Raw genomic sequence first — 19770 nt, 5'->3', positions numbered from 1 at the left:
CAGGGAAATGGTAGCCCGTAGGGGAATCGAACCCCTCTTTCCAGGTTGAAAACCTGGCGTCCTAACCGATAGACGAACGGGCCATCTGGTAGTGGCATTAGCACAAGTGGTAGCCCGTAGGGGAATCGAACCCCTCTTTCCAGGTTGAAAACCTGGCGTCCTAACCGATAGACGAACGGGCCACGCTGGCTTGTGGAGGGCCTTTTACGGTTTACCTCTGACCCCCGCAAGCCGAAAAATGCAGGGATGCGAAACTTTTTTGGCAAGGCTGGAAATGGGCTCAGTTTGCCTCTGCCGCGTCCTCCAGTCTCAGCTGAACGCTTTGCCGTCCACCCCATGTGTTCACCTCAAGCCGTCCGGCGATATGAAAGCGCGCGCCGCCATGGTTGAACAGCTTTTCCCCCATCGGTCCGTCAAAAGCTCCAAAGGCAATGGCATCAAGGCCACCACCAACCTCGTCGGACAGCGACAGTTTCAGATGCGATTCCCCCACACGCTTGGCAAAGCGCACCTGCAGGTCCGGCAACGCATAGCGTGGGGCAGGGGCGCTGGCCCCGAAAGGACCGGCTTTTTCTATCTGTTCGATCAGATCGACCGAAGCTGCGCCCGGCATAAGCGCTCCGTCTAGCTTCATGTCTGCAGGACCGCCTTTGCCCGCGCCTTGCTTGGCCAACAACTCGCTGAGGCGTTCCATGGCCGGTTCCAACTGATCCCGCATAACGGTCAGCCCTGCGGCCATCTTGTGCCCGCCGCCTTTGACCAAAAGTCCCTCAGCCGCCAATCGTTGGATTGATGCCCCCAGATCAACGCCAGAAACCGACCGTCCTGAACCCTTGCCTTCATCACCATCAAAGCCGATGACAATGGCGGGTCTGTTGGCGTTTTCCTTGAGGCGGGATGCCACGATGCCGACAACGCCGGGATGCCACCCTTCGCCCGCCGCCCAAACCAGAGGAGCTTCCAATCCGCGTTCCTCGGCCTGTTCCAGTGCTGCCGCACGTACTGCGTTTTCGATATCACGACGCTCGGTGTTCAACTCATCCAACCTTTGAGACAGCGCTTCAGCTTCGGTCATCGAGTCCGTGCTCAGCAGTCGCGCGCCCAGATCGGCCTGACCGATCCGCCCGCCCGCATTGACGCGCGGACCCAGAAGAAAACCCAGGTGATAGCTGGTAGGGGCTGAATCCATACGCGCCACATCCGACAGCGCCACTAACCCTGGTCGTTGCCGCCGTGCCATGACCTTAAGGCCTTGCCGCACCAGCGCCCGGTTCGCGTCGATCAGCGGGGCCACGTCTGCAACGGTTGCCAATGCCACTAGATCCAGCAGCCCGATCAGGTCGGGACCCTTAACCTCAGCCTCTCGCAGTTGCCGCCCGGCCTCAATCAGCATCAGAAACACCACGCCAGCGGCGCAGAAATACCCCAAATCTCCGCTTTCATCCTGCCGGTTCGGGTTCACTACAGCCACGCAATCCGGCAGCGTTTCACCGCCAAGGTGGTGGTCCAGCACAATAACATCCGCGCCTTTTGCCGCCGCGATGGGTTCGTGGCTGAGCGTTCCGCAGTCCACGCAGATAATCAAGTCATGCGCGGCCGCCAGTTCCTGCATTGCAGGCACGTTCGGCCCATAACCTTCATCAATTCGGTCTGGCACATACAGCGTGGCTTGCAGCCCCATCTGACGCATCCAGACAAGCAACAAAGCCGCCGAACTGCCCCCATCGACGTCGTAATCGGCAAAAACCGCGATCCGCTGCTTGTTTCGGACAGCTTCCAAAAACCGCGTTGCGGCGGTCTCCATATCCTTCATGGACCGGGGATCGGGTAGCAATTCCTTCAGCTTTGGTTCAAGAAAGCTTTCGGCTTCCATGGGTGGCACTCCGCGCCGTGCCAGAACCTGACATAGCGCACGTGGCAGCCCGGACTGTTGCACCAGCATTTCCGTGGCCCGTTCGACCTCGGCCTCCGGTCCGATCCAACGCCGCCCGGTCAGTGACTGCTCAACCCCTAAAAAGCTCATGCCTGCCTCTCACATGCTAAGGCCGGGCCCTCTCGGATCCGGCCTCATTGTATCTATCGAAACCTCTGCCAAAGGCAAAGGTGCAAGCCATCACGCGTTGTCGTGCGGCCAGGTTGGCGTGCGGTAGGACATGCGGCGCACCGAACCAGTTTTGGAACGCATCAGCAGGGTGGTGGTTTCAACCCAGCCCGGCTGGCGTTTGATCCGAGGCAGCAAAGAGCCACCCGTCACGCCAGTTGCAGCAAAGATCACGTCTGCGGTTACCATCTCATCGCGAGAATAAACGCGGTCCAGATCGGTGATACCCGCTTTGGCGGCGCGGCCACGCTCGTCATCATTGCGGAACAGCAGGCGGCCAAAGATCTGACCACCCATGCATTTCAGCGCGGCAGCGGCCAGAACACCCTCGGGTGCTCCGCCTTGCCCCATGTACATATCGATGCCGGTCTCTTCGCTTTCGGCACAGTGCATGACGCCGGCCACGTCACCATCGGTGATCAGGCGGATCGAGGCGCCGGTTTCGCGCACTTCAGCGATCATCGCTTCGTGGCGGGGACGCTCCAGAATGCAGACGGTGATGTCGGCAGGCTTGCAGCCTTTGGCATTGGCCAACGCTTCAACACGCTCGCGTGGGCTCATGTCGAGGTTCACGACGCCTTCCGGAAAGCCCGGACCAATGGCCAGCTTGTCCATATAAACATCGGGTGCGTGCAGCATTGATCCGCGCGGCCCCATGGCGATCACGGTCAGCGCGTTCGGCATGTCCTTGGCGGTCAGAGTCGTGCCCTCAAGCGGATCCAGTGCGATATCCACACCGGGGCCGTTTCCGGTGCCGACCTCTTCGCCAATATACAGCATCGGTGCTTCGTCACGCTCGCCTTCGCCGATGACAACCACGCCGGCAATGTCCAGCAGGTTCAGCTGTTCGCGCATCGCGTTTACAGCCGCCTGATCCGCAGCCTTTTCGTCACCACGTCCGACAAGCGAGGCCGAGGCCAGTGCGGCCTGCTCTGCGACCCGTGCAAGGCCCAGAGACAACAGACGGTCGTTGAAATCGATTTTGGCAGCGCTCATTTTTCGTATCCTCAGGTCAATAAAGGCGTTTCATCGGGCATAGCCTGCGTTTTGTGCAGGCCGCAAGGGTCAAACCTCTTCAATCCGCAATGCGACGGGTTCCCCCGACACGACATCGGTCGTCCGGAAGCCTTCCAAAGCGACATCCAAAGTGGCCCGCGTGGTTTTGTGGGTCACAATCAGAACCGGCGCGGTGGCTTCGGTGTGCCCGTACTGGCGCATCCGGTCGATCGAGACGCCCGCGCCACCCAGAATGGCGGCAACTTTGGCCAGCGCACCGGGCTTGTCGAACAGTGCGAGGCGCAGGTAGTAGGGGGCGGGCAGCCCGGTAATAGCGGGTTTTGCGTCTTCCAACGTTTCTGCAGGGCGGCCAAAGGTCGGGATTTGCAACCCCCGCGCCAGATCGCAGACGTCGCCCATCACGGCGCTTGCCGTTGGACCCTCGCCTGCGCCAGGGCCGCGCAGGACAACCTGATCGACCGAGTCGCCTTCGATGACAACCATATTGGTGCCGCCTTCCAGCTGACCCAGGGGCGAGCCGCTGGGTACAAGGCACGGCTGCATCCGTTGTTCCAGACCGCGTGCCGAGCGCTGAGCGACACCCAGCAACTTGATACGATAGCCCATGTCGGCTGCCTGATGAATGTCATCCAGACTGATGTGCTGGATGCCTTCGATCTGGATGCCGTCGAAATTCGGTTTGGTGCCAAACGCGATCGAGGACAAAAGCGCCAGCTTGTGCGCCGCGTCGATGCCGCCCACGTCCAGGTTCGGGTCAGCCTCGAGGTAGCCTAGCTCGGCACATTCCTCGAACAGCGCGTTATACCCCAGCTCCTGCGATTGCATCCGCGTCAGGATATAGTTGCAGGTGCCGTTCATCACGCCCATGACGCGGGTGATCTCGTTTCCGGCCAGCCCCTCGGTCAGGGATTTGATCACGGGGATACCGCCCGCAACGGCGGCCTCAAAACGGATCACACGGCCTGCGGCCTCGGCTTTTTCAGCCAGCTCCTGACCGTGAATGGCCAACAAAGCCTTGTTCGCGGTCACCACATCCTTGCCAGCGGCCAACGCGGCTTCGACAGATGCTTTGGCGGGGCCGTTTTCGCCGCCCATAAGTTCGACAAAAATATCGATATCGTCGCGCTGCGCCAATGAGACGGGATCAGTCTCCCATGCATACTCCGACAGGTTCACGCCACGGTCTTTGTTTGCGTCGCGCGCAGAAACAGCGGTGATTTCGATCGCGCGACCTGTACGCGCCTGCAGCAGGTCGGCATGGCGGCGCACGATCCGCACGACACCCACGCCAACTGTTCCCAAGCCGGCAATTCCCAGCCGCAGCGCCTGTGTCATCCCGTGGGTTCCTTTCCGCTCGAATGTCCTTGGTTTCGGGCTGTTTGCCCGTTCATAGGTGCCTTAACGGGTTCGGCGTCGAGGCGCAATCCGGGACAGCGGTAACAGTCGGTTGAAACGCGAAAGGTCAGTTGGTTTGCGCGTTCTGCAGCGCTTCGGCCCTTTTGGCCAGCGCTTCGCGGCGCGCGGTCAGGTCTTCTTCAACCTCGGCCGCTTCGTTCACGGGATCTATGGGCGGGCCAAGAATGTCCTGAAGTGGGACCAGCTTCGGATACGCGGCCGAGCGCACATTCGGCTGTTCGCGTCCTTCCAATTCCGGGAAGTCCGTGCAGGCTGCGCAAGTCAGAAGCAGAACCAAAAGTGGCAGGGGCTTCATACCGAACCCTTTCAATGGAGACTGACCCCGTGATGCACCTTTTGCGGCGGTCGTTCAAGCGGGGTTCTATATGAACGCTTGTTCATATACGGTGGCGGTATGGCACGTACCCAAGGCTCACACTCCGATATCACCGGCCCGCGCATTCGAAAAGCAGCGCTGGGGCTGTTTGCCCGGCATGGCTATGCCGCTGTATCCATGCGCCAGATCGCAAAAGATGTGGGTGTGCAGGCGGGGGCGCTGTACAACTACACGCCCGACAAGCAAAGCCTGCTGTTTCGCCTGATGCAGGATCACATGCAGGATCTGTTGGCTGCTTATGGTGAACTTGAAAAACCCGCCGATGCCGAGACCGCGCTGCGCCGCTTTGTCGGCTTTCACATTCGGTTTCATATGGAGCGACCGGATGAAGTCTTTATCGCCTATATGGAGCTGCGCAACCTAACGCCCGAAAACTTCTCGGAAATCGAAGGCCTGCGCCGGGCTTATGAGGATTCGCTTGAAGCCATCTTGCAGGATGGGCAGAAGTCTGGGCTCTTCTCGGTTGCCGATACCAAAATCGCGACCCTGGCCGTGATCGCGATGCTGAACGGTGTGATGACCTGGTACCGTGCAGGCGGACGCTTGTCGCTGGACGAAGTAGAGCAGGTTTATTGGGATATGGTCAGACGCGCCGTAACCGCCTGACCAACTTTGCTTAATCAGTGCGCGGCGCGGATGAATGTGCCATTGCGCAGTTCTTTGAACGCCAGTTCCAGCTCGGCACGCGTGTTCATGACAATTGGACCATGCCATGCGACAGGCTCATCAATGGGCGCGCCCGAGATCAACAGAAACCGGACACCTTCCGGACCAGCTTGAACCGTGACCTCATCACCGGTGCCGAACCGAACCAGAGTGCGGTCACCGGACAGATCACGGATGTTGACCTCTTGTCCCGCGACCTCTTTTTCCAAAAGCACGCCGGTAGGTTGTGATGCATCGGCAAAGGCCGCCTGTCCTTGGAACACATAGGCAAACGCCCGCCGGTAGGTGTCGATGCGAAAGGTCTTTCTCACACCGGCCGGAACCTGAATATCCAAGTACTGCGGGTCGGCGGCAATACCGTCTACCGGGCCGGTTTTGCCCCAGAATTCACCAACAATGACGCGCACGGTGGTGCCGTCATCATCAGTGACCCCGGGGATCTCTTTGCTTTGGACATCCTGATAGCGGGGCGTTGTCATCTTTTGATCCGAGGGAAGATTACCCCACAGCTGGAACCCGTGCATTTGGCCCGCACCGTTTCCCTTGGGCATTTCCTGATGCAGGATTCCGGACCCGGCGGTCATCCACTGAACGTCGCCTGCGCCCAATGTGCCGGTGTTGCCCAGCGAATCCGTATGCTCGACCGAGCCGGACAAGACATAGGTGATGGTTTCGATGCCGCGATGCGGATGCCAGGGGAAGCCCGCCTGATAATCCTCGGGGCGTTCATTTCGGAAGTCGTCGAACAACAGAAACGGGTCAAGCTCGGACGGGTCCTGAAATCCGAAGGCCCGGTGCAATTTGACGCCTGCGCCTTCCATGGTCGGCACAGCCTGGCGGGTTTCCAATGTTGGTCTAAGGGACATGATGGCCTCCTGAATTTGTGGGGATCATGTATGCTGTTGGCGATATGCGTCAATTTGCGTGCAAACACGGGTGCTGTGCGCAATTCCATAGTCGGCTTCCCTCTGTTTTTCGGCAGACAAAGCGGATAAACCCGGACCGAGCAGAGCAGGGGACGTCAATGCAACAAGAAATTCTGGCCACGGTCCGACCTTCATCATCCAGACGTTGGATAGGGGTGGGGATGCTGTCGACCGTGGGTGTGCTGGTCATCTATGTCGCTTTGACCACGCCACCGGAACCGGCCTGGCTGGTCTTTTTACTTGTCGTTGGTGTGGCGGCGTTCTGGCTGGCCTATCGCATGTGGCAAGCCACCAGTGACTGGATCGAGCTGACCGAGACTGAATTGCGGACCGGTTCAGGGCAGGTGATTGCGCGTGTCGAAGATATCGAGTCGATCGATCAGGGGGTGTTTGCGTTCAAGCCGTCAAATGGATTTTTGTTGAAGACTACGGAAAGCGCAGAAAACAGCTGGGCACCGGGACTGTGGTGGCGATTGGGGCGCCGTGTTGGCATCGGCGGCTTGACCACAGCTGCCGAAACCAAATTCATGCTCCAGGTGCTACACCCACTGGTGCTACATCCTGCTGACAAAAATGCGTAGAGTTAGGCCCTCTGACTATTGGAACAAAACGTGGCCGTGTGAAAATAAAGTTATTGAATTTGTGATCCCGGGTTAGCCAACCAGTGTTCAGAAGCGGAACGTAGTCTTTCGAGGTTTCGACAACGATCAAAGTGTCTAGATCTGCCATTTCCGGAAGCCTCTCAACCAACGTATCAAGGTTGGCATCGGTCCAGTTGCTCTCAAACCCACAAGCTGTCGACCACTCAATTCGATAACGTTCTTCTGTCCCCGCATCTTGATCAGCGGCAATGTACTGGATCACCGACAAACGCATTCTTAGAGGTGAATTGTTGTTTACCATGCGGTTGTATATTAAATACATGGATTCCGCGTAGGTATCTGTTATTGCATCTTCACCCTCACGCGAAATCAGGTCGCTCACCGTGTACGCGGCTTTAAGGTTCGCGGTGTTTTCGCGAAAACCATCAAAAAACGTATATGTAAGGGTGACCGTCCATACGAGAACCGGCATTATCAGAGCCGACTCCAAGGACAAGTTTCCGTTTTCGCGGCTCGCAAAGGTGCTAAGAAAATGTCGGATGCGTAAAGAGAGGCACGTCATTTTAAGGCTCCTGTACAAAGGTGGTCGTCGCCGTAAGTGTGACCAGACCATCATTGCCGGACACAGCCCGCCCCATTGTCGTTGTTGGGAAAATTGGATCCACCTTGGCGCAGGCACGCAAAATCATCAGGGCATTCGATCCGCCATTCGAGAATTCACGAACCGGCTTGGCCTCTTCGGCTCTGTCTGAACAGTCTGGTTCCACTGGAAGATTCACACCACCGTACGGGTCTTGAACGATCATCTCCAATTGCAGGTTATCGGAACAATTCCGAAGCGCGACCATTTCACCGCAAATGGCATCCTTGATTGTGTCATGCTGCGAATCTGGCAAATTTATCCCAAGACGAATATCGCGCACGACCAAATCCATAGAGCGATCCAGCATTGCCTGCTGGATTGTGACTAGTGAGTATTCGATGACGCCCAGAACAAAGAACATGTAAAGAGGGAACCAAATGGCGAACTCAACGGTCAATGAACCGTCCTCAGCCCGTTTGAACTGTACAATTTTTCCCAACGCTTTGCGGATCATTGCGTTAGTCTCAGTTGTTTGATTGCAGTAGCAATAGAATCAAAGACTTGCGGAAGCGTCAGATCACCCAATTTGCCGTCGGCTTTGACTTCGTAGAAGAATCCGGCACCGCTGGAGCAGTTTCTGATCGCCGTTACACCTACTGAAGGTGCCTCAAAGGCAATCCCATAGACATCTACATCCTTACCTTTGACCTTGGTGCAGATATCTTGCAGCCGCGTGTCCTTTTTGGTCCTGTAAATCTCGGTAAAAGCGTTGTTATACCAAGTTTGATTGTGGTTGGACTGCCAAGCATAGTTATACTCGGCATTCCAATCCAAGGTGACGCGGTTCCACAACTGCGGGTAGGTCAGGCGCACTGATTGATCTGCCGCCTCACCGCCAAAGGGTTCGGACTGACCTTCCAGCTCCTGTCTTGTCCAGTAATACTCAGGTGTGTCGCCGGGAGCCGATGTGCGGACACTGTATTCGCCGCCGTACCTGTCGGTCCTACAGCGGAGTCGACCCCGATTGTTGTACCAACAAGTTTCGACCTCATGCTCATAGTTGGGGTTGTACCAGACATCCGAATCTCCATCGCGGTATGCCTCGTTCAGAATCCAGTTTTCGGTGTTCTCGCCGTCCGTCATGACGATCATGATTTTTTTGACGTTGGATTCGTATGCCATGGGACGATTATCAAAAGTCACCGGAACTATTTTCTTTGGTGCCACGCCCGTGTTTACGTCTAACCCTGTGTCCGGATCAATTGCATCAGGGTCGGCGTACTGTTTCGAAAGCTTGTTTATCACAGGCTGGAACTGAGGATCCAACAGCGCAGCACCCCATTTCACACCGATATCAATCGACGTGTTTCCGCCGGGTGACATGGCCGCGATCTGACTGTGCAGGTCGGAAATGACGTTCGTCACTGCTGTAATATCGCTGCCCGCGCGGGTTGTGCAGACCGAGCGCGAGATATTGTGTATTTCATCATTGTAATCGTCGTTATAGTTTCTGCGGTCGAAATGGGCAGTGCGATTGAGTTTTTTGTTTGGATCGATCCAGTATTCCGTGAAATCATTATCGACAAAGTCTACGCAGTGCGAATAGCTGTGTTCGGTAGTAACACCCGGCATGTTGCCCAGGATGTTCGCGCCCGCATTCACTTGGTTGTTGTAAGGTATGATTGAGATCGAAATCTTGTCCGGGTTCTCTTTCGTGTACATCGTAGTCACGAACTGCGTGGCCGCTTCCTGAAGCACTTCCATTTTTGATTTATCGTCGGTTGCGGAATCCCAGCTCATTGAGCCGGAAATATCCAGAACCATCGCGATTTCGAGCGACCCAATGGCCTCTTCCGCGACGCTCGTGACCGAAGCCGTCAGTTGGGGATACCCGAAGAACCACATAAAATGTGTGGGAACGTCGACTTCAGCTTTTGCTGTGACTTTTCTTGACCCAACTCTGGGATCATCCTCTACTTCAGGTTCTTCCGAAAGCTCGCCGCGTACGTCGGATTTTTCGATATAGGATTTGACCACTTCTGCCGGAGGGAGTTTTTGTTTAACGTTGGCCGCCGCAAGAACCGCGCGGTCCAGCGTGCCCTGGAGGCTTGCTCTGTCACGTTCAAAGTTCATAATGTCGACGCCGATACCGGCTGTCGCAAATATGAGCAAAAAGCCAACGGTCACAAAGATCGTAAACACCCCGCCATCCTCGTCGCGCGAAAAACGACGAGCTGACTCGGCTGCTTTCTCAAATCTTTTAGTGTTGCACTTAAATTCGCGCATTTTCATCTGGCCGACCTCGCTGAGCAGACATCCGGCGCTGCTAAGAAAAAGTTAACATTTGAAAACTAACGGCGAATCGTGGCGTGAATTGGGCGGAATTGCCGAAGATATGGCAACTTTGGGCGCGAACCGTAGATAATTGAACGGCTTTTTTGCCTCTGTTTTTGGTCAGGCGACAATTCTTCCAAAGTTAAGCGCCGTGCGCGACTCAGCCCGGTCCGAGAGCTTCCATGACGATTTCGGGTTTTATTGTTGCTTAATTATTGAACGTTTAGCCAATGGGTGCGACAAAACGTCAGAACGCTCGTCGTTCGTCGGCACGGAGGATTAAATGACGGCCATTAATGAACCCAGCTTTCGCGAAAGTGTAGATTTGATGTTTAACAGAGCGGCGTCCCTTATGGATCTGCCGCCGGGGCTGGAGGAAAAGATCCGTGTTTGCAACGCCACCTACACGGTTCGGTTCGGCGTCCGCCTGCGCGGAGATATTCATACCTTCACCGGCTACCGCTCGGTCCATTCCGAGCATATGGAGCCCGTGAAGGGCGGTATCCGCTATGCCACGGCCGTAAATCAGGATGAGGTCGAGGCGCTTGCCGCCCTGATGACTTATAAATGTGCTCTGGTCGAAACGCCCTTTGGTGGATCGAAAGGGGGGTTGTGCATCGATCCCCGTAAATACGAAGAGCACGAGTTGGAGCAGATCACCCGCCGCTTTGCCTATGAGCTGGCCAAGCGCGATCTGATCAATCCCTCGCAAAACGTGCCGGCCCCCGACATGGGAACGGGTGAGCGTGAGATGGCCTGGATGGCGGATCAATACGCCAGGATGAACACGACGGATATTAATGCGCGCGCCTGTGTTACAGGAAAGCCGCTGAACGCGGGCGGTATCGCAGGCCGGGTCGAAGCAACAGGTCGCGGCATCCAATACGCCCTGCGTGAATTCTTCCGCCACCCGGAAGACATGCAAAAGGCGGGGCTGTCCGGCAAGCTGGATGGAAAACGTGTCATCGTTCAGGGGCTGGGCAATGTGGGTTATCACGCCGCGAAATTCCTGAGTGAGGAGGACGGATCCAGAATTGTCGGCATCATCGAATGGGATGGCGCGCTATATAATCCCGACGGGATCGACGTGGAATCCGTGCGGCAATGGATCGTCAAGCATGGCGGTGTCAGTGATTATCCGGATGCGACGCACTCGGCCGAGGGTGGTGCAGTTCTTGAAGAAGAATGCGATATCCTCATCCCGGCTGCTCTGGAAGCGGTCATCAACCTGTCTAACGCAGACCGGATCAAGGCGCCTTTGATTATCGAGGCTGCGAATGGCCCGGTGACTGCCGGTGCGGATGAGATTTTGCGCAAGAAAGGCACGGTGATCATTCCGGACATGTATGCAAACGCGGGCGGTGTGACCGTTTCCTATTTCGAATGGGTCAAAAACCTCAGCCATATTCGTTTCGGTCGCATGCAACGCCGTCAGGAAGAGGCGCGGCACGAGTTGATTGTCAGTGAGCTGGAGCGGCTGGATCGTTACCTTGGCGATGCCTGGTCGATGTCTCCGAACTTTAAGGCCAAGTATCTTCGCGGCGCGGACGAGCTGGAACTGGTACGCTCGGGCCTCGATGACACGATGCGCATTGCCTATCAATCCATGCGCGAAGTCTGGCACAGCCGCGACGATGTCGAGGATCTGCGGACGGCGGCCTATATCGTGGCCATTGACCGCGTCTCGAAAAGCTATCGCGCCAAAGGGCTGTGATGTTTTGAAATCAGGGGCAGCTTGGCTTTGCCAGGCTGCCCCCACGGTAAGCGGTGGCGGACTTGCCTCGGCAGATGCGCCAAAAACGGCAATGGCAGGCCGTGCTTGCGGCAGGTAAGCTGCATCGACAGAATCGATTACCGGAGTTCCCTATGTTGCGTATCGCCATTGCTGCCGCTTTGCTGGCTACCCCTTTAGCTGCGGAAGAGACCAAAGAGCAAAGCTGCCAATACCAGGCTGAAGTTGTTGCGGCGATCCAGAAGGCACGGCTGGACCGTGTAAAAGAGCGCAACGTGCCCCAGGCAGTTGCCGAAACCAGCCCGACATGGCCCGAAAATTACAATGCTGCCATCCCGTTGATCGCGCCTTGGGTTTATGAGCAAAAGATGCGCGATGTACGCAAAAAGGATCTGGGCGCCGCGTGGCTTGAGCTGTGTTTGCTGCAATAATCCACAGCCCCATCATTTCCCTGTGGACAAACGCGCGTCATACCCTTGGCGCGCGTTCTTGTTTCTGTCAGGTTTGACCCATGTCTCTGCCCCCCGGATTTCTGGATGAACTACGCACCCGCCTGAGCCTGTCTCAGGTTGTCGGGCGTAAAGTCATGTGGGATCCGCGCAAGTCCAACCAAGGCAAGGGGGACATGTGGGCGCCATGCCCGTTTCACCACGAAAAGACCGCGTCCTTCCACGTCGATGACCAAAAGGGGTTCTACTATTGCTTCGGGTGCCATGCCAAAGGCGATGCGATCAGCTTTGTGAAAGAGACTGAGAATGTCTCATTCATCGAAGCGGTTGAAATTTTGGCGCGCGAGGCAGGCATGCCCATGCCAGCACGCGATCCAAAGGCACAGGAAAAACAGGACCGCCGGTCGCAACTGGCCGACGTCATGGAGCAGGCCGCGCAATTCTTCCGCTTGCAACTCAAGACCGGGGCAGGGGGCGCCGCGCGCGATTACCTGATCCGTCGAGGATTGGATGCACAGGCGTTGGACCGGTGGGAGATCGGGTTTGCGCCGGATGGCTGGCAAGGGTTGTGGGATCACCTGCGCGGAAAGAACGTGGCCGAGGACCTGATCCTTGGGGCAGGGCTGGCCAAACCTTCGAACAAGGGCAAAAAGCCTTATGATACGTTCCGCAATCGGATCATGTACCCCATCCGCGATCCGCGCGGGCGGTGCATTGCGTTCGGCGGTCGCGCAATGGACCCCAATGACAATGCGAAATACCTGAACTCGCCCGAAACGGAATTGTTCGACAAGGGGCGCAGTCTTTATAACCACGGTCCGGCACGACAAGCCTCCGGCAAGGGGCAGCCCTTGATTGTAGCCGAAGGGTATATGGATGTAATCGCCCTAGCCGAAGCCGGGTTCGGAGCGTCGGTCGCGCCGCTGGGCACGGCTATTACCGAACACCAGTTGCAGCTCCTGTGGCGCGTCTCGGACGAACCGATCATTGCGCTGGACGGCGACACGGCGGGTTTGCGCGCCGCGATGCGCGCGGTTGATCTGGCCTTGCCGCTGCTGGAGGCGGGTAAATCCCTGCGGTTTGCCCTGATGCCCGAGGGCAAGGATCCCGATGATCTGCTGCGGGCCGAGGGTCCGGCAGCTGTGAAATCAGTGCTTGAAGGCGCGATCCCGATGGTCAAACTGCTGTGGCAGCGTGAGACAGAGGGCAAGGTGTTCGACAGTCCAGAACGCAAAGCTGCGTTGGATAAGTCGCTGAGGGACAAGATCAAACTGATCCGCGACCCCTCAATCCGGACGCATTACGGGCAAGAGATCAAAGACCTGCGCTGGCAACTGTTCCGCCCGCAACGTCAGCCGCAAAATCGCCAATGGCAGCCACGCGGTAAGTGGCAACCTCCGAAACAGCCAGCAACCCCTGGTGCGCGCTCATCTTTTCTGGCGTCTTCAGAAACCGCGGACATACAGATGCGCGAGGCTGCAATTCTGGCAATCGCCATCCTGAATCCCACCGTTGTGGTTCAATTCGAACATCAGCTTGAAGAAATGGAGTGCCACGATCCCGATCATGCCGCCTTGCGCGCCGCCATCCTTCGGCATGCGATCGACGACCCAGAGCATCTGAAAGACCACATTTTTGAAACTTTGGGCGGCGAAATCCTTGAAAACCTGCTGGCCCTTCGCCATGTCGCAGTAATCCCTTGTGTGTTCAAACCAGGCGACGTCGAAAAGGCCGAGATGACTCTGGCCGAGGAACTCGCGAAAATCAAAGCGCTCCGGGGATTGGATGCCGAGATTGCCGAAGCTGCAGAGGAACTGTCTGATCTGGCTGATGAAGCGCTCACGTACCGGCTGGCCCAGGCCGCCGAAGAGCGTAACCGCACAAGCCGCAGTCAGAACGAGGATAGGGCGGTTTTTGACATCGCCGATAACGGCGCACGAATCAACCGCGACGAGAAAGACGCGTTTCAGGCGATCATGTCTGGCATCAATTTTGAACGGAAACGTCGCTAAAGTGGTGTTTTCGTAAGGCACTGGAAAAGAAAAACGGGTAAACGGGTGGCCGAATCACTTCTACGCGCTAATGATTCGGTACAAACGAATCACCCATCCCTGCAGGAGCATTGAATGGCCGCCAAGGATACAAACGAAGACCGCAAATCCGACGAGCAGGAACAGGAAATCTCGCTGGACATGAGCCAGGCCAACGTCAAGAAAATGATCGCCGAGGCCCGCGAGAAAGGTTACATCACCTACGACCAGCTCAATCAGGTTCTGCCGCCTGATCAGGTGAGCTCGGAACAGATCGAAGACGTTATGTCGATGCTGTCCGAGATGGGCATCAACATCATCGAAGATGAAGAGGCCGAGGAAGAAGAGAATAAAGGCTCGACCGAACTGGTTGCCGCAGAAAGCAACCGAGAGGTTGCGCTGGCGGGTGCTGGTGCTGAAAAGCTGGATCGCACAGATGACCCGGTCCGCATGTATTTGCGCGAGATGGGCAGCGTCGAACTGCTGAGCCGCGAAGGCGAGATTGCCATCGCCAAGCGGATCGAAGCCGGTCGCAACACAATGATTGCCGGTCTGTGCGAAAGCCCGCTGACCTTCCAGGCGATCACCATCTGGCACGACGAATTGTTGTCCGAAGACATTCTGTTGCGCGACGTCATCGATCTGGAGGCCACGTTTGGCAACCAGTTAGACGAAGACGGGGATGTCGAAGAACCGGTTGTCGACACGTCTGCGGTTCAGGCGGCAAAACCTGCCAAGGACACCGGCCCCGAGCTGGACGCCGATGGCAACCCGCTGAATAACGATGACGATGATGACGACGACGAGCAGGCCAACATGTCGTTGGCCGCGATGGAAGCCGCGCTGAAAGATCAGGTTCTGACCACACTGGAACGGATCTCGACCGACTTCTCGATGCTGTCGGAAATGCAAGATAGCCGGATCTCGGCGACCCTGAACGAAGACGACACCTTCTCGGAAAAACAAGAGGCGACCTATCAACAGCTGCGATCTGAGATCGTCGAATTGGTGAACGGTCTGCATCTGCATAACAACCGTATCGAAGCGCTGATCGACCAGCTGTACGGCATTAACCGTCGCATCATGTCTCTGGACAGCTCGATGGTGAAACTGGCGGATCAGGCGCGCATCAATCGTCGTGAGTTTATCGACGCCTATCGTGGACGCGAACTGGACCCGAACTGGCTGACCGAGATGGCAGAAAAGCCGGGCCGGGGTTGGCAAATGTTCATTGAACGTTCGACCGCCAAGGTCGAGGAACTGCGCAACGATATGGCTCAGGTCGGTCAGTATGTCGGTCTGGATATCCCTGAATTCCGCCGCATCGTGCAGCAAGTTCAAAAGGGTGAAAAAGAGGCGCGTCAGGCCAAGAAGGAAATGGTCGAAGCCAACCTGCGTCTGGTGATCTCGATTGCCAAAAAGTACACGAACCGTGGCCTGCAATTCCTTGATCTTATTCAGGAAGGCAACATCGGCCTGATGAAGGCGGTGGACAAGTTCGAATACCGCCGCGGGTACAAGTTCTCGACCTATGCGACCTGGTGGATCCGTCAGGCGATCACGCGTTCCATCGCGGATCAGGCCCGTACGATCCGTATCCCGGTTCACATGATCGAAACGATCAACAAGCTGGTCCGGACCGGTCGTCAGATGCTTCACGAAATCGGACGTGAGCCGACTCCGGAAGAACTGGCCGAAAAGCTGCAGATGCCGCTTGAGAAGGTTCGCAAGGTGATGAAGATCGCCAAGGAACCGATCAGCCTTGAAACGCCGATTGGCGACGAGGAAGACAGCCAACTGGGCGATTTCATCGAGGATAAGAATGCCGTGCTGCCTTTGGACAGCGCCATTCAGGAAAACCTCAAGGAAACGACCACCCGGGTTCTGGCCTCGCTCACACCGCGTGAGGAACGTGTTCTGCGGATGCGTTTTGGCATCGGTATGAATACCGACCACACTCTGGAAGAGGTTGGTCAACAGTTCAGCGTGACCCGCGAACGTATTCGCCAGATCGAGGCGAAAGCGCTGCGCAAGCTCAAACATCCCAGCCGATCGCGCAAATTGCGGTCCTTCCTGGATCAGTAATCAAAAAGGCGCCTCAATCGAGGCGCCTTTTTCTTATCCGTTCACGCGTTGATCACGGTGACCGGTTCAAACCTCAAATTGGCGAGAACTCACAAGTCATGCGGCGATGTGGCCCCTATTTCTGCCTTGTCCACTCATGGGACAGGCCGGGGCGAGGCTGTGCCGCTGACGACCCCCGGCCACCCTTTCCGTGTTACGGTCCCAACCGAGTGCGGAACGTGCTGGGTGCCTGACCGGTCCAGCGTTTGAAGGCCGTAGAAAACGCAGGTTGATCCGCATAACCCAGCGAATAGGCGATTTCCGACAAGGGCATCCCGTTGGTGATAAAAGTCTGCGCCAGATCGCACCTCAAGTCTTCGACAATCTCACGATAGCTTGTGCCCTCATCATTCAACCGCCTGGCAAACGTGCGCGGGCTCATCCCAAGGTTCGAGGCTGCGTCGTCCGCCTGAATAATCGCGCCGGGCATAGACCGGGTGATCAGCCCCTCGACTTGCGCCCTGAGTTTTTGCGCGGGGTGGTCACTTTCGGCCTGAACCCTGTCGCCATATGACAGAAGATGCTCTCGCAGAGAGGGGTCATATGTCGGCACCGGCAGATCCAATGAGGACAGGGTCAGTACGATTTCCAACCGTTCTGCACCAAAGGACACAGGAAAGCCCGCTAATTTCTGAAACTCTTTTCTGGCTTCGCCGACCTCGTGCTGAAAGCGGATTTCGATAGGAAAAAAACTTGTCTGCGTTAACGAGCGTATGCGGGCGAGGGCCGCGAAAATCAAAAATTCGGTACGACGGTGATATCGGGCAAAACTGGCATCCTTCCAGTCGGCTTCGATTGCAGCAAAATTTCCAGAAACGCGCAGGCTGAAGTGCAAAGCCGGGTCTATCATCCCGTGAAACCGCGACGAGTTTTCGATCACCTGCTTCAGATCACGCGAGTATTTACTGATATACGCCGTCAGGCTGGAGGACGACCTGAAGCCAAGCCCAGCACTGGCCGAAAAGGTGATGTCATTCAGCGCGTCGCAGGCGTAGCGGACAAACAACGCCTCTTTGTGCGCGCTATAGGCTGTTGAAGGTGGCGCAATGTCGCTGCGGCTCAGACCGGATTTGGCCAGCACGCGATCACCAATCGAAGGATCTTCTGCCCTTTGATCTAGTGTTTTGGACAACACTTGAATGCGGGCAATATCGACGTCCATGTTCAAACCCGAGTTAGCAGCGTATTTCATTTCGCGGCCTTTGTTCCGGCCGCTGTCATCTATTCAAATAACAATGGCAGAATTTCGCAAGACTACATTGGGTGTCATACGTATTTTCCGCGTGCTGTCGGGTTAAGCCTTGTGGGGATGAGGTTAGAGCCCAGGAAACTTGTCGCCCAGATGACCCGCGGCTCCCCGACACATATCAATTCGCAAAGATGGCCCAGTGTCGCATTGCCCGGAATGTGCAGTGATGCGAATGTGCTTCAAATTGGGTTAGCAGGCGTTACTGATATGACCACACTGGCAACCGATGCGGCAGATGGTCAGGATTTCATTGTCTTTGACGGCGAATGCGTTCTGTGTTCGGGGTTTTTTCGTTTTATGGTCGCCCGGGACAAGGCGCAGCGGTTCAAATTTGCCACCGCGCAGTCGCCATTGGGGCAAAGGCTGTATTCTCACCTCGGACTACCGACGCGGGACTTTGAAACCAATCTCGTCGTTACCGATGGCGTGGTTCATCAACGGTTGGATGCTTTCGCAGCAGCGATGCGCAAGTTGCCGGGGTTTTGGTGGGTTCTTTCGGTCTGCAGGTTTCTTCCTCGCTTCATCAAAGACCCGCTGTACTACGTAATCGCCAGAAACCGGTATGCAATCTTCGGACGTTCGCCGACCTGCATGATCCCGGACAAAACGCTGCAAGCTCGCTTTCTGCCTGAGGGGTTCTGAGTGCACCCTGATCCCTTTTTGCAAGCCTTACCCGTGGGTACGAACCTGCCCAAGTCTCTGCAGGCCTTGCACAGCACGGGCGGAATTTATTCCGGGCGATGCTCAGTCACGCCGGGCAAGGGGTGGCTGGCCAAACTCGCGTTGCGTTTTGCCGGCATGCCGTCCGGGGGTGACGACATCCCGGTGCGTCTCAGGGTCGAGCAAGAGGGGAACGCTTGGATATGGACGCGCGATTTCGATGGTCACATCACCCGATCGCGGCTGACTTTGGACCAGGACCAGAGATGCGTCTGCGAGCAGTTTGGGCAGGTCTCCGTATGGTTAAAGCCGGTATTTGCACCCGAGAGGTTAGAGATCCAGATCATGCGCCTCAGCCTGTTGCGAGTTCCTTTCCCGAAGGTGCTTCTGCCGCAATCAAAGACCGAGGAATGGCAGGATGATGAAGGACGGTTTCGGTTTAACGTGTCGGCCCGGATGCCGCTTGTTGGGGCTTTGATCCGGTATCAGGGCTGGCTAACGTTCGATCACGCGAGGACCCGCGTTGACTGAATTGATTGTGAACCAGCTTTGCCCGGTAAGAATGTATACTATTTGAGAAACTACCTCGAAATGAATGAGAGCATGATTATGAAACAGGTTATGACATTGGCGGTTTCTGCCGCGATCTTGCTGTCTGTGCCCCTATCGTCGGCCTCGGCTGCGCGAAACGGATTTCAGACGGTTGCCGTCAACAGCAATATGTTCGAAGTGATCCCGCGGGCCCGTCAGGACGTGGACGGGTATTGGTGCGCGGCTGCAGACTTTGCGCGCCGGACTTTGGGTGCAGGTTGGCAGCAACGAATTTATGTGGTGCGCGGCTATGGCCCCAGCGAAGCAACGGGTCGCCGCACCGCGGTTCAATTCTCGCTGCAGCAACCTACAAACGTTGCCCAGCAAAGCAGTTCGATCTCAGTCGGCTTCAAGGCTGGCGAAAGCATGTCGGTTCAGGGGGCAAACGGACGTTGCAACATCCGCCCATTCCGCAACTGATCGAGGACTGATCGCCATATGCAGACCGAGTTTATTATTTCGACGAACGGGCCGGGGTTGTATGAATTCACCCGGGACGTGCGCAACTGGCTTAACTCGGTCTCAGGCGATGGTTTGCTGACATTGTTCGTGCGGCATACCTCGTGTTCGCTAACCATTCAGGAAAACGCCGATCCCGAGGTGCAATCGGACCTGCGCGCCTTTTTTGATAGATTGGTGCCGCCGTCCGACGACCCCGCGATGGCCTATCTGCGCCATACTTACGAGGGCCCCGACGACATGCCCGCCCATATCAAGGCGGCTCTTTTACCTGTTTCACTGACTATTCCCGTGTCCGTTGGGCAACCGGTGTTAGGCATCTGGCAAGGTATTTACCTGTTTGAACACCGCACCGCAGCGCATGTGCGAAGGGTCGCGGCACATTTTGCCTGACCCCTTTATCTTGCGGTGGAAATTTCCGACTACCCAAATCCTAGCGGCTACCCTATAGTTGT

The 19770-nt window shown here is 56.5% G+C and carries 19 protein-coding genes and 2 tRNA genes; 10 read left to right on the top strand and 11 right to left on the bottom strand.

Annotation, left to right across the window (positions count from 1 at the left end; translation table 11 throughout):
* Positions 1-8: 8 nt before the first annotated feature.
* From RUA4292_RS09190 to RUA4292_RS09165, 6 genes are all read right to left on the bottom strand, one after another.
* Positions 9-83 (bottom strand) — tRNA-Glu (locus tag RUA4292_RS09190).
* Positions 84-107: 24 nt separating this feature from the next.
* Positions 108-182: transfer RNA gene (locus RUA4292_RS09185), tRNA-Glu, on the bottom strand.
* 98 nt (positions 183-280) lie between these two features.
* On the bottom strand, positions 281-2023 hold the full coding sequence (recJ, locus tag RUA4292_RS09180) for a single-stranded-DNA-specific exonuclease RecJ (RefSeq protein WP_058277334.1): 1743 nt from the start codon (positions 2021-2023) through the stop codon (positions 281-283).
* A 90-nt stretch (positions 2024-2113) separates the two neighbouring features.
* Positions 2114-3097: a class II fructose-bisphosphatase gene (gene glpX / locus RUA4292_RS09175; RefSeq protein ID WP_058274789.1), complete on the bottom strand. Its 984-nt coding sequence runs from the start codon at positions 3095-3097 to the stop codon at positions 2114-2116.
* Between the two features lie 69 nt (positions 3098-3166).
* A complete protein-coding gene (locus tag RUA4292_RS09170; protein ID WP_058277333.1) occupies positions 3167-4453 on the bottom strand; it encodes a homoserine dehydrogenase in 1287 nt (428 codons plus the stop codon).
* A gap of 127 nt (positions 4454-4580) precedes the next feature.
* Positions 4581-4829: a hypothetical protein gene (locus tag RUA4292_RS09165; RefSeq protein WP_058274791.1), complete on the bottom strand. Its 249-nt coding sequence runs from the start codon at positions 4827-4829 to the stop codon at positions 4581-4583.
* A 99-nt stretch (positions 4830-4928) separates the two neighbouring features.
* Between RUA4292_RS09165 and RUA4292_RS09160 the strand changes: the two genes are divergently transcribed.
* Positions 4929-5516, top strand: coding sequence for a TetR/AcrR family transcriptional regulator (locus tag RUA4292_RS09160; RefSeq protein WP_058277332.1), 588 nt, complete (start codon positions 4929-4931; stop codon positions 5514-5516).
* A gap of 14 nt (positions 5517-5530) precedes the next feature.
* Here RUA4292_RS09160 and RUA4292_RS09155 read toward each other — a convergent pair whose 3' ends face one another.
* Positions 5531-6442: a pirin family protein gene (locus RUA4292_RS09155; protein ID WP_058277331.1), complete on the bottom strand. Its 912-nt coding sequence runs from the start codon at positions 6440-6442 to the stop codon at positions 5531-5533.
* A 158-nt stretch (positions 6443-6600) separates the two neighbouring features.
* Between RUA4292_RS09155 and RUA4292_RS09150 the strand changes: the two genes are divergently transcribed.
* On the top strand, positions 6601-7083 hold the full coding sequence (locus RUA4292_RS09150; RefSeq protein WP_058277366.1) for a hypothetical protein: 483 nt from the start codon (positions 6601-6603) through the stop codon (positions 7081-7083).
* On the opposite strand, the gene RUA4292_RS09145 is transcribed toward RUA4292_RS09150, so the two are convergent.
* From RUA4292_RS09145 to RUA4292_RS09135, 3 genes are all read right to left on the bottom strand, one after another.
* A complete protein-coding gene (locus RUA4292_RS09145; RefSeq protein ID WP_145974917.1) occupies positions 7028-7576 on the bottom strand; it encodes a pilus assembly protein in 549 nt (182 codons plus the stop codon). The two genes, RUA4292_RS09150 and RUA4292_RS09145, sit on opposite strands and share 56 nt — an antisense overlap.
* Positions 7577-7667: 91 nt before the next feature.
* Positions 7668-8201: a TadE/TadG family type IV pilus assembly protein gene (locus tag RUA4292_RS09140; protein ID WP_058277329.1), complete on the bottom strand. Its 534-nt coding sequence runs from the start codon at positions 8199-8201 to the stop codon at positions 7668-7670.
* Positions 8198-9889 (bottom strand): Tad domain-containing protein, encoded by a 1692-nt coding sequence (locus RUA4292_RS09135; RefSeq protein WP_233493404.1) that lies wholly within the window; start codon positions 9887-9889, stop codon positions 8198-8200. The genes RUA4292_RS09140 and RUA4292_RS09135 overlap by 4 nt, the downstream gene beginning before the upstream one ends.
* Before the next feature lie 415 nt (positions 9890-10304).
* On the opposite strand from RUA4292_RS09135, the gene RUA4292_RS09130 reads away from it, so the two are divergent.
* From RUA4292_RS09130 to rpoD, 4 genes are all read left to right on the top strand, one after another.
* Positions 10305-11735 carry a Glu/Leu/Phe/Val family dehydrogenase gene (locus RUA4292_RS09130; RefSeq protein ID WP_058277327.1) on the top strand — a complete coding sequence of 477 codons (1431 nt, stop codon included), beginning with the start codon at positions 10305-10307 and terminating at the stop codon, positions 11733-11735.
* A 152-nt stretch (positions 11736-11887) separates the two neighbouring features.
* Complete coding sequence (locus RUA4292_RS09125; RefSeq protein WP_058277326.1) at positions 11888-12184, top strand: hypothetical protein; 297 nt, start codon at positions 11888-11890, stop codon at positions 12182-12184.
* Between the two features lie 80 nt (positions 12185-12264).
* Positions 12265-14214 (top strand): DNA primase, encoded by a 1950-nt coding sequence (gene dnaG, locus RUA4292_RS09120; protein WP_058277325.1) that lies wholly within the window; start codon positions 12265-12267, stop codon positions 14212-14214.
* Between the two features lie 114 nt (positions 14215-14328).
* Positions 14329-16317, top strand: coding sequence for an RNA polymerase sigma factor RpoD (gene rpoD, locus RUA4292_RS09115; RefSeq protein ID WP_058277324.1), 1989 nt, complete (start codon positions 14329-14331; stop codon positions 16315-16317).
* Between the two features lie 193 nt (positions 16318-16510).
* Here rpoD and RUA4292_RS09110 read toward each other — a convergent pair whose 3' ends face one another.
* Positions 16511-17548, bottom strand: coding sequence for a helix-turn-helix domain-containing protein (locus RUA4292_RS09110; RefSeq protein WP_233493403.1), 1038 nt, complete (start codon positions 17546-17548; stop codon positions 16511-16513).
* 264 nt (positions 17549-17812) lie between these two features.
* On the opposite strand from RUA4292_RS09110, the gene RUA4292_RS09105 reads away from it, so the two are divergent.
* From RUA4292_RS09105 to RUA4292_RS09090, 4 genes are all read left to right on the top strand, one after another.
* A complete protein-coding gene (locus RUA4292_RS09105; protein WP_058277365.1) occupies positions 17813-18247 on the top strand; it encodes a thiol-disulfide oxidoreductase DCC family protein in 435 nt (144 codons plus the stop codon).
* Positions 18248-18796, top strand: a complete 549-nt coding sequence (locus tag RUA4292_RS09100) for a DUF4166 domain-containing protein (protein ID WP_058277322.1) — start codon at positions 18248-18250, stop codon at positions 18794-18796.
* Between the two features lie 78 nt (positions 18797-18874).
* A complete protein-coding gene (locus RUA4292_RS09095; protein ID WP_058274880.1) occupies positions 18875-19276 on the top strand; it encodes a hypothetical protein in 402 nt (133 codons plus the stop codon).
* An 18-nt stretch (positions 19277-19294) separates the two neighbouring features.
* The gene (locus RUA4292_RS09090) at positions 19295-19708 is read left to right on the top strand and encodes a secondary thiamine-phosphate synthase enzyme YjbQ (protein WP_058277321.1); all 414 of its coding nucleotides are present in this window, start codon (positions 19295-19297) and stop codon (positions 19706-19708) included.
* The last annotated feature ends 62 nt before the right edge of the window (positions 19709-19770 follow it).

Origin of the sequence: Ruegeria atlantica, assembly GCF_001458195.1 — a bacterium.
In the GTDB taxonomy this organism is placed as follows: Bacteria; Pseudomonadota; Alphaproteobacteria; order Rhodobacterales; family Rhodobacteraceae; genus Ruegeria; species Ruegeria atlantica.
Note: the sequence above shows the minus strand (reverse complement) of the source record. Positions and strands in the feature narration are given on the sequence as shown.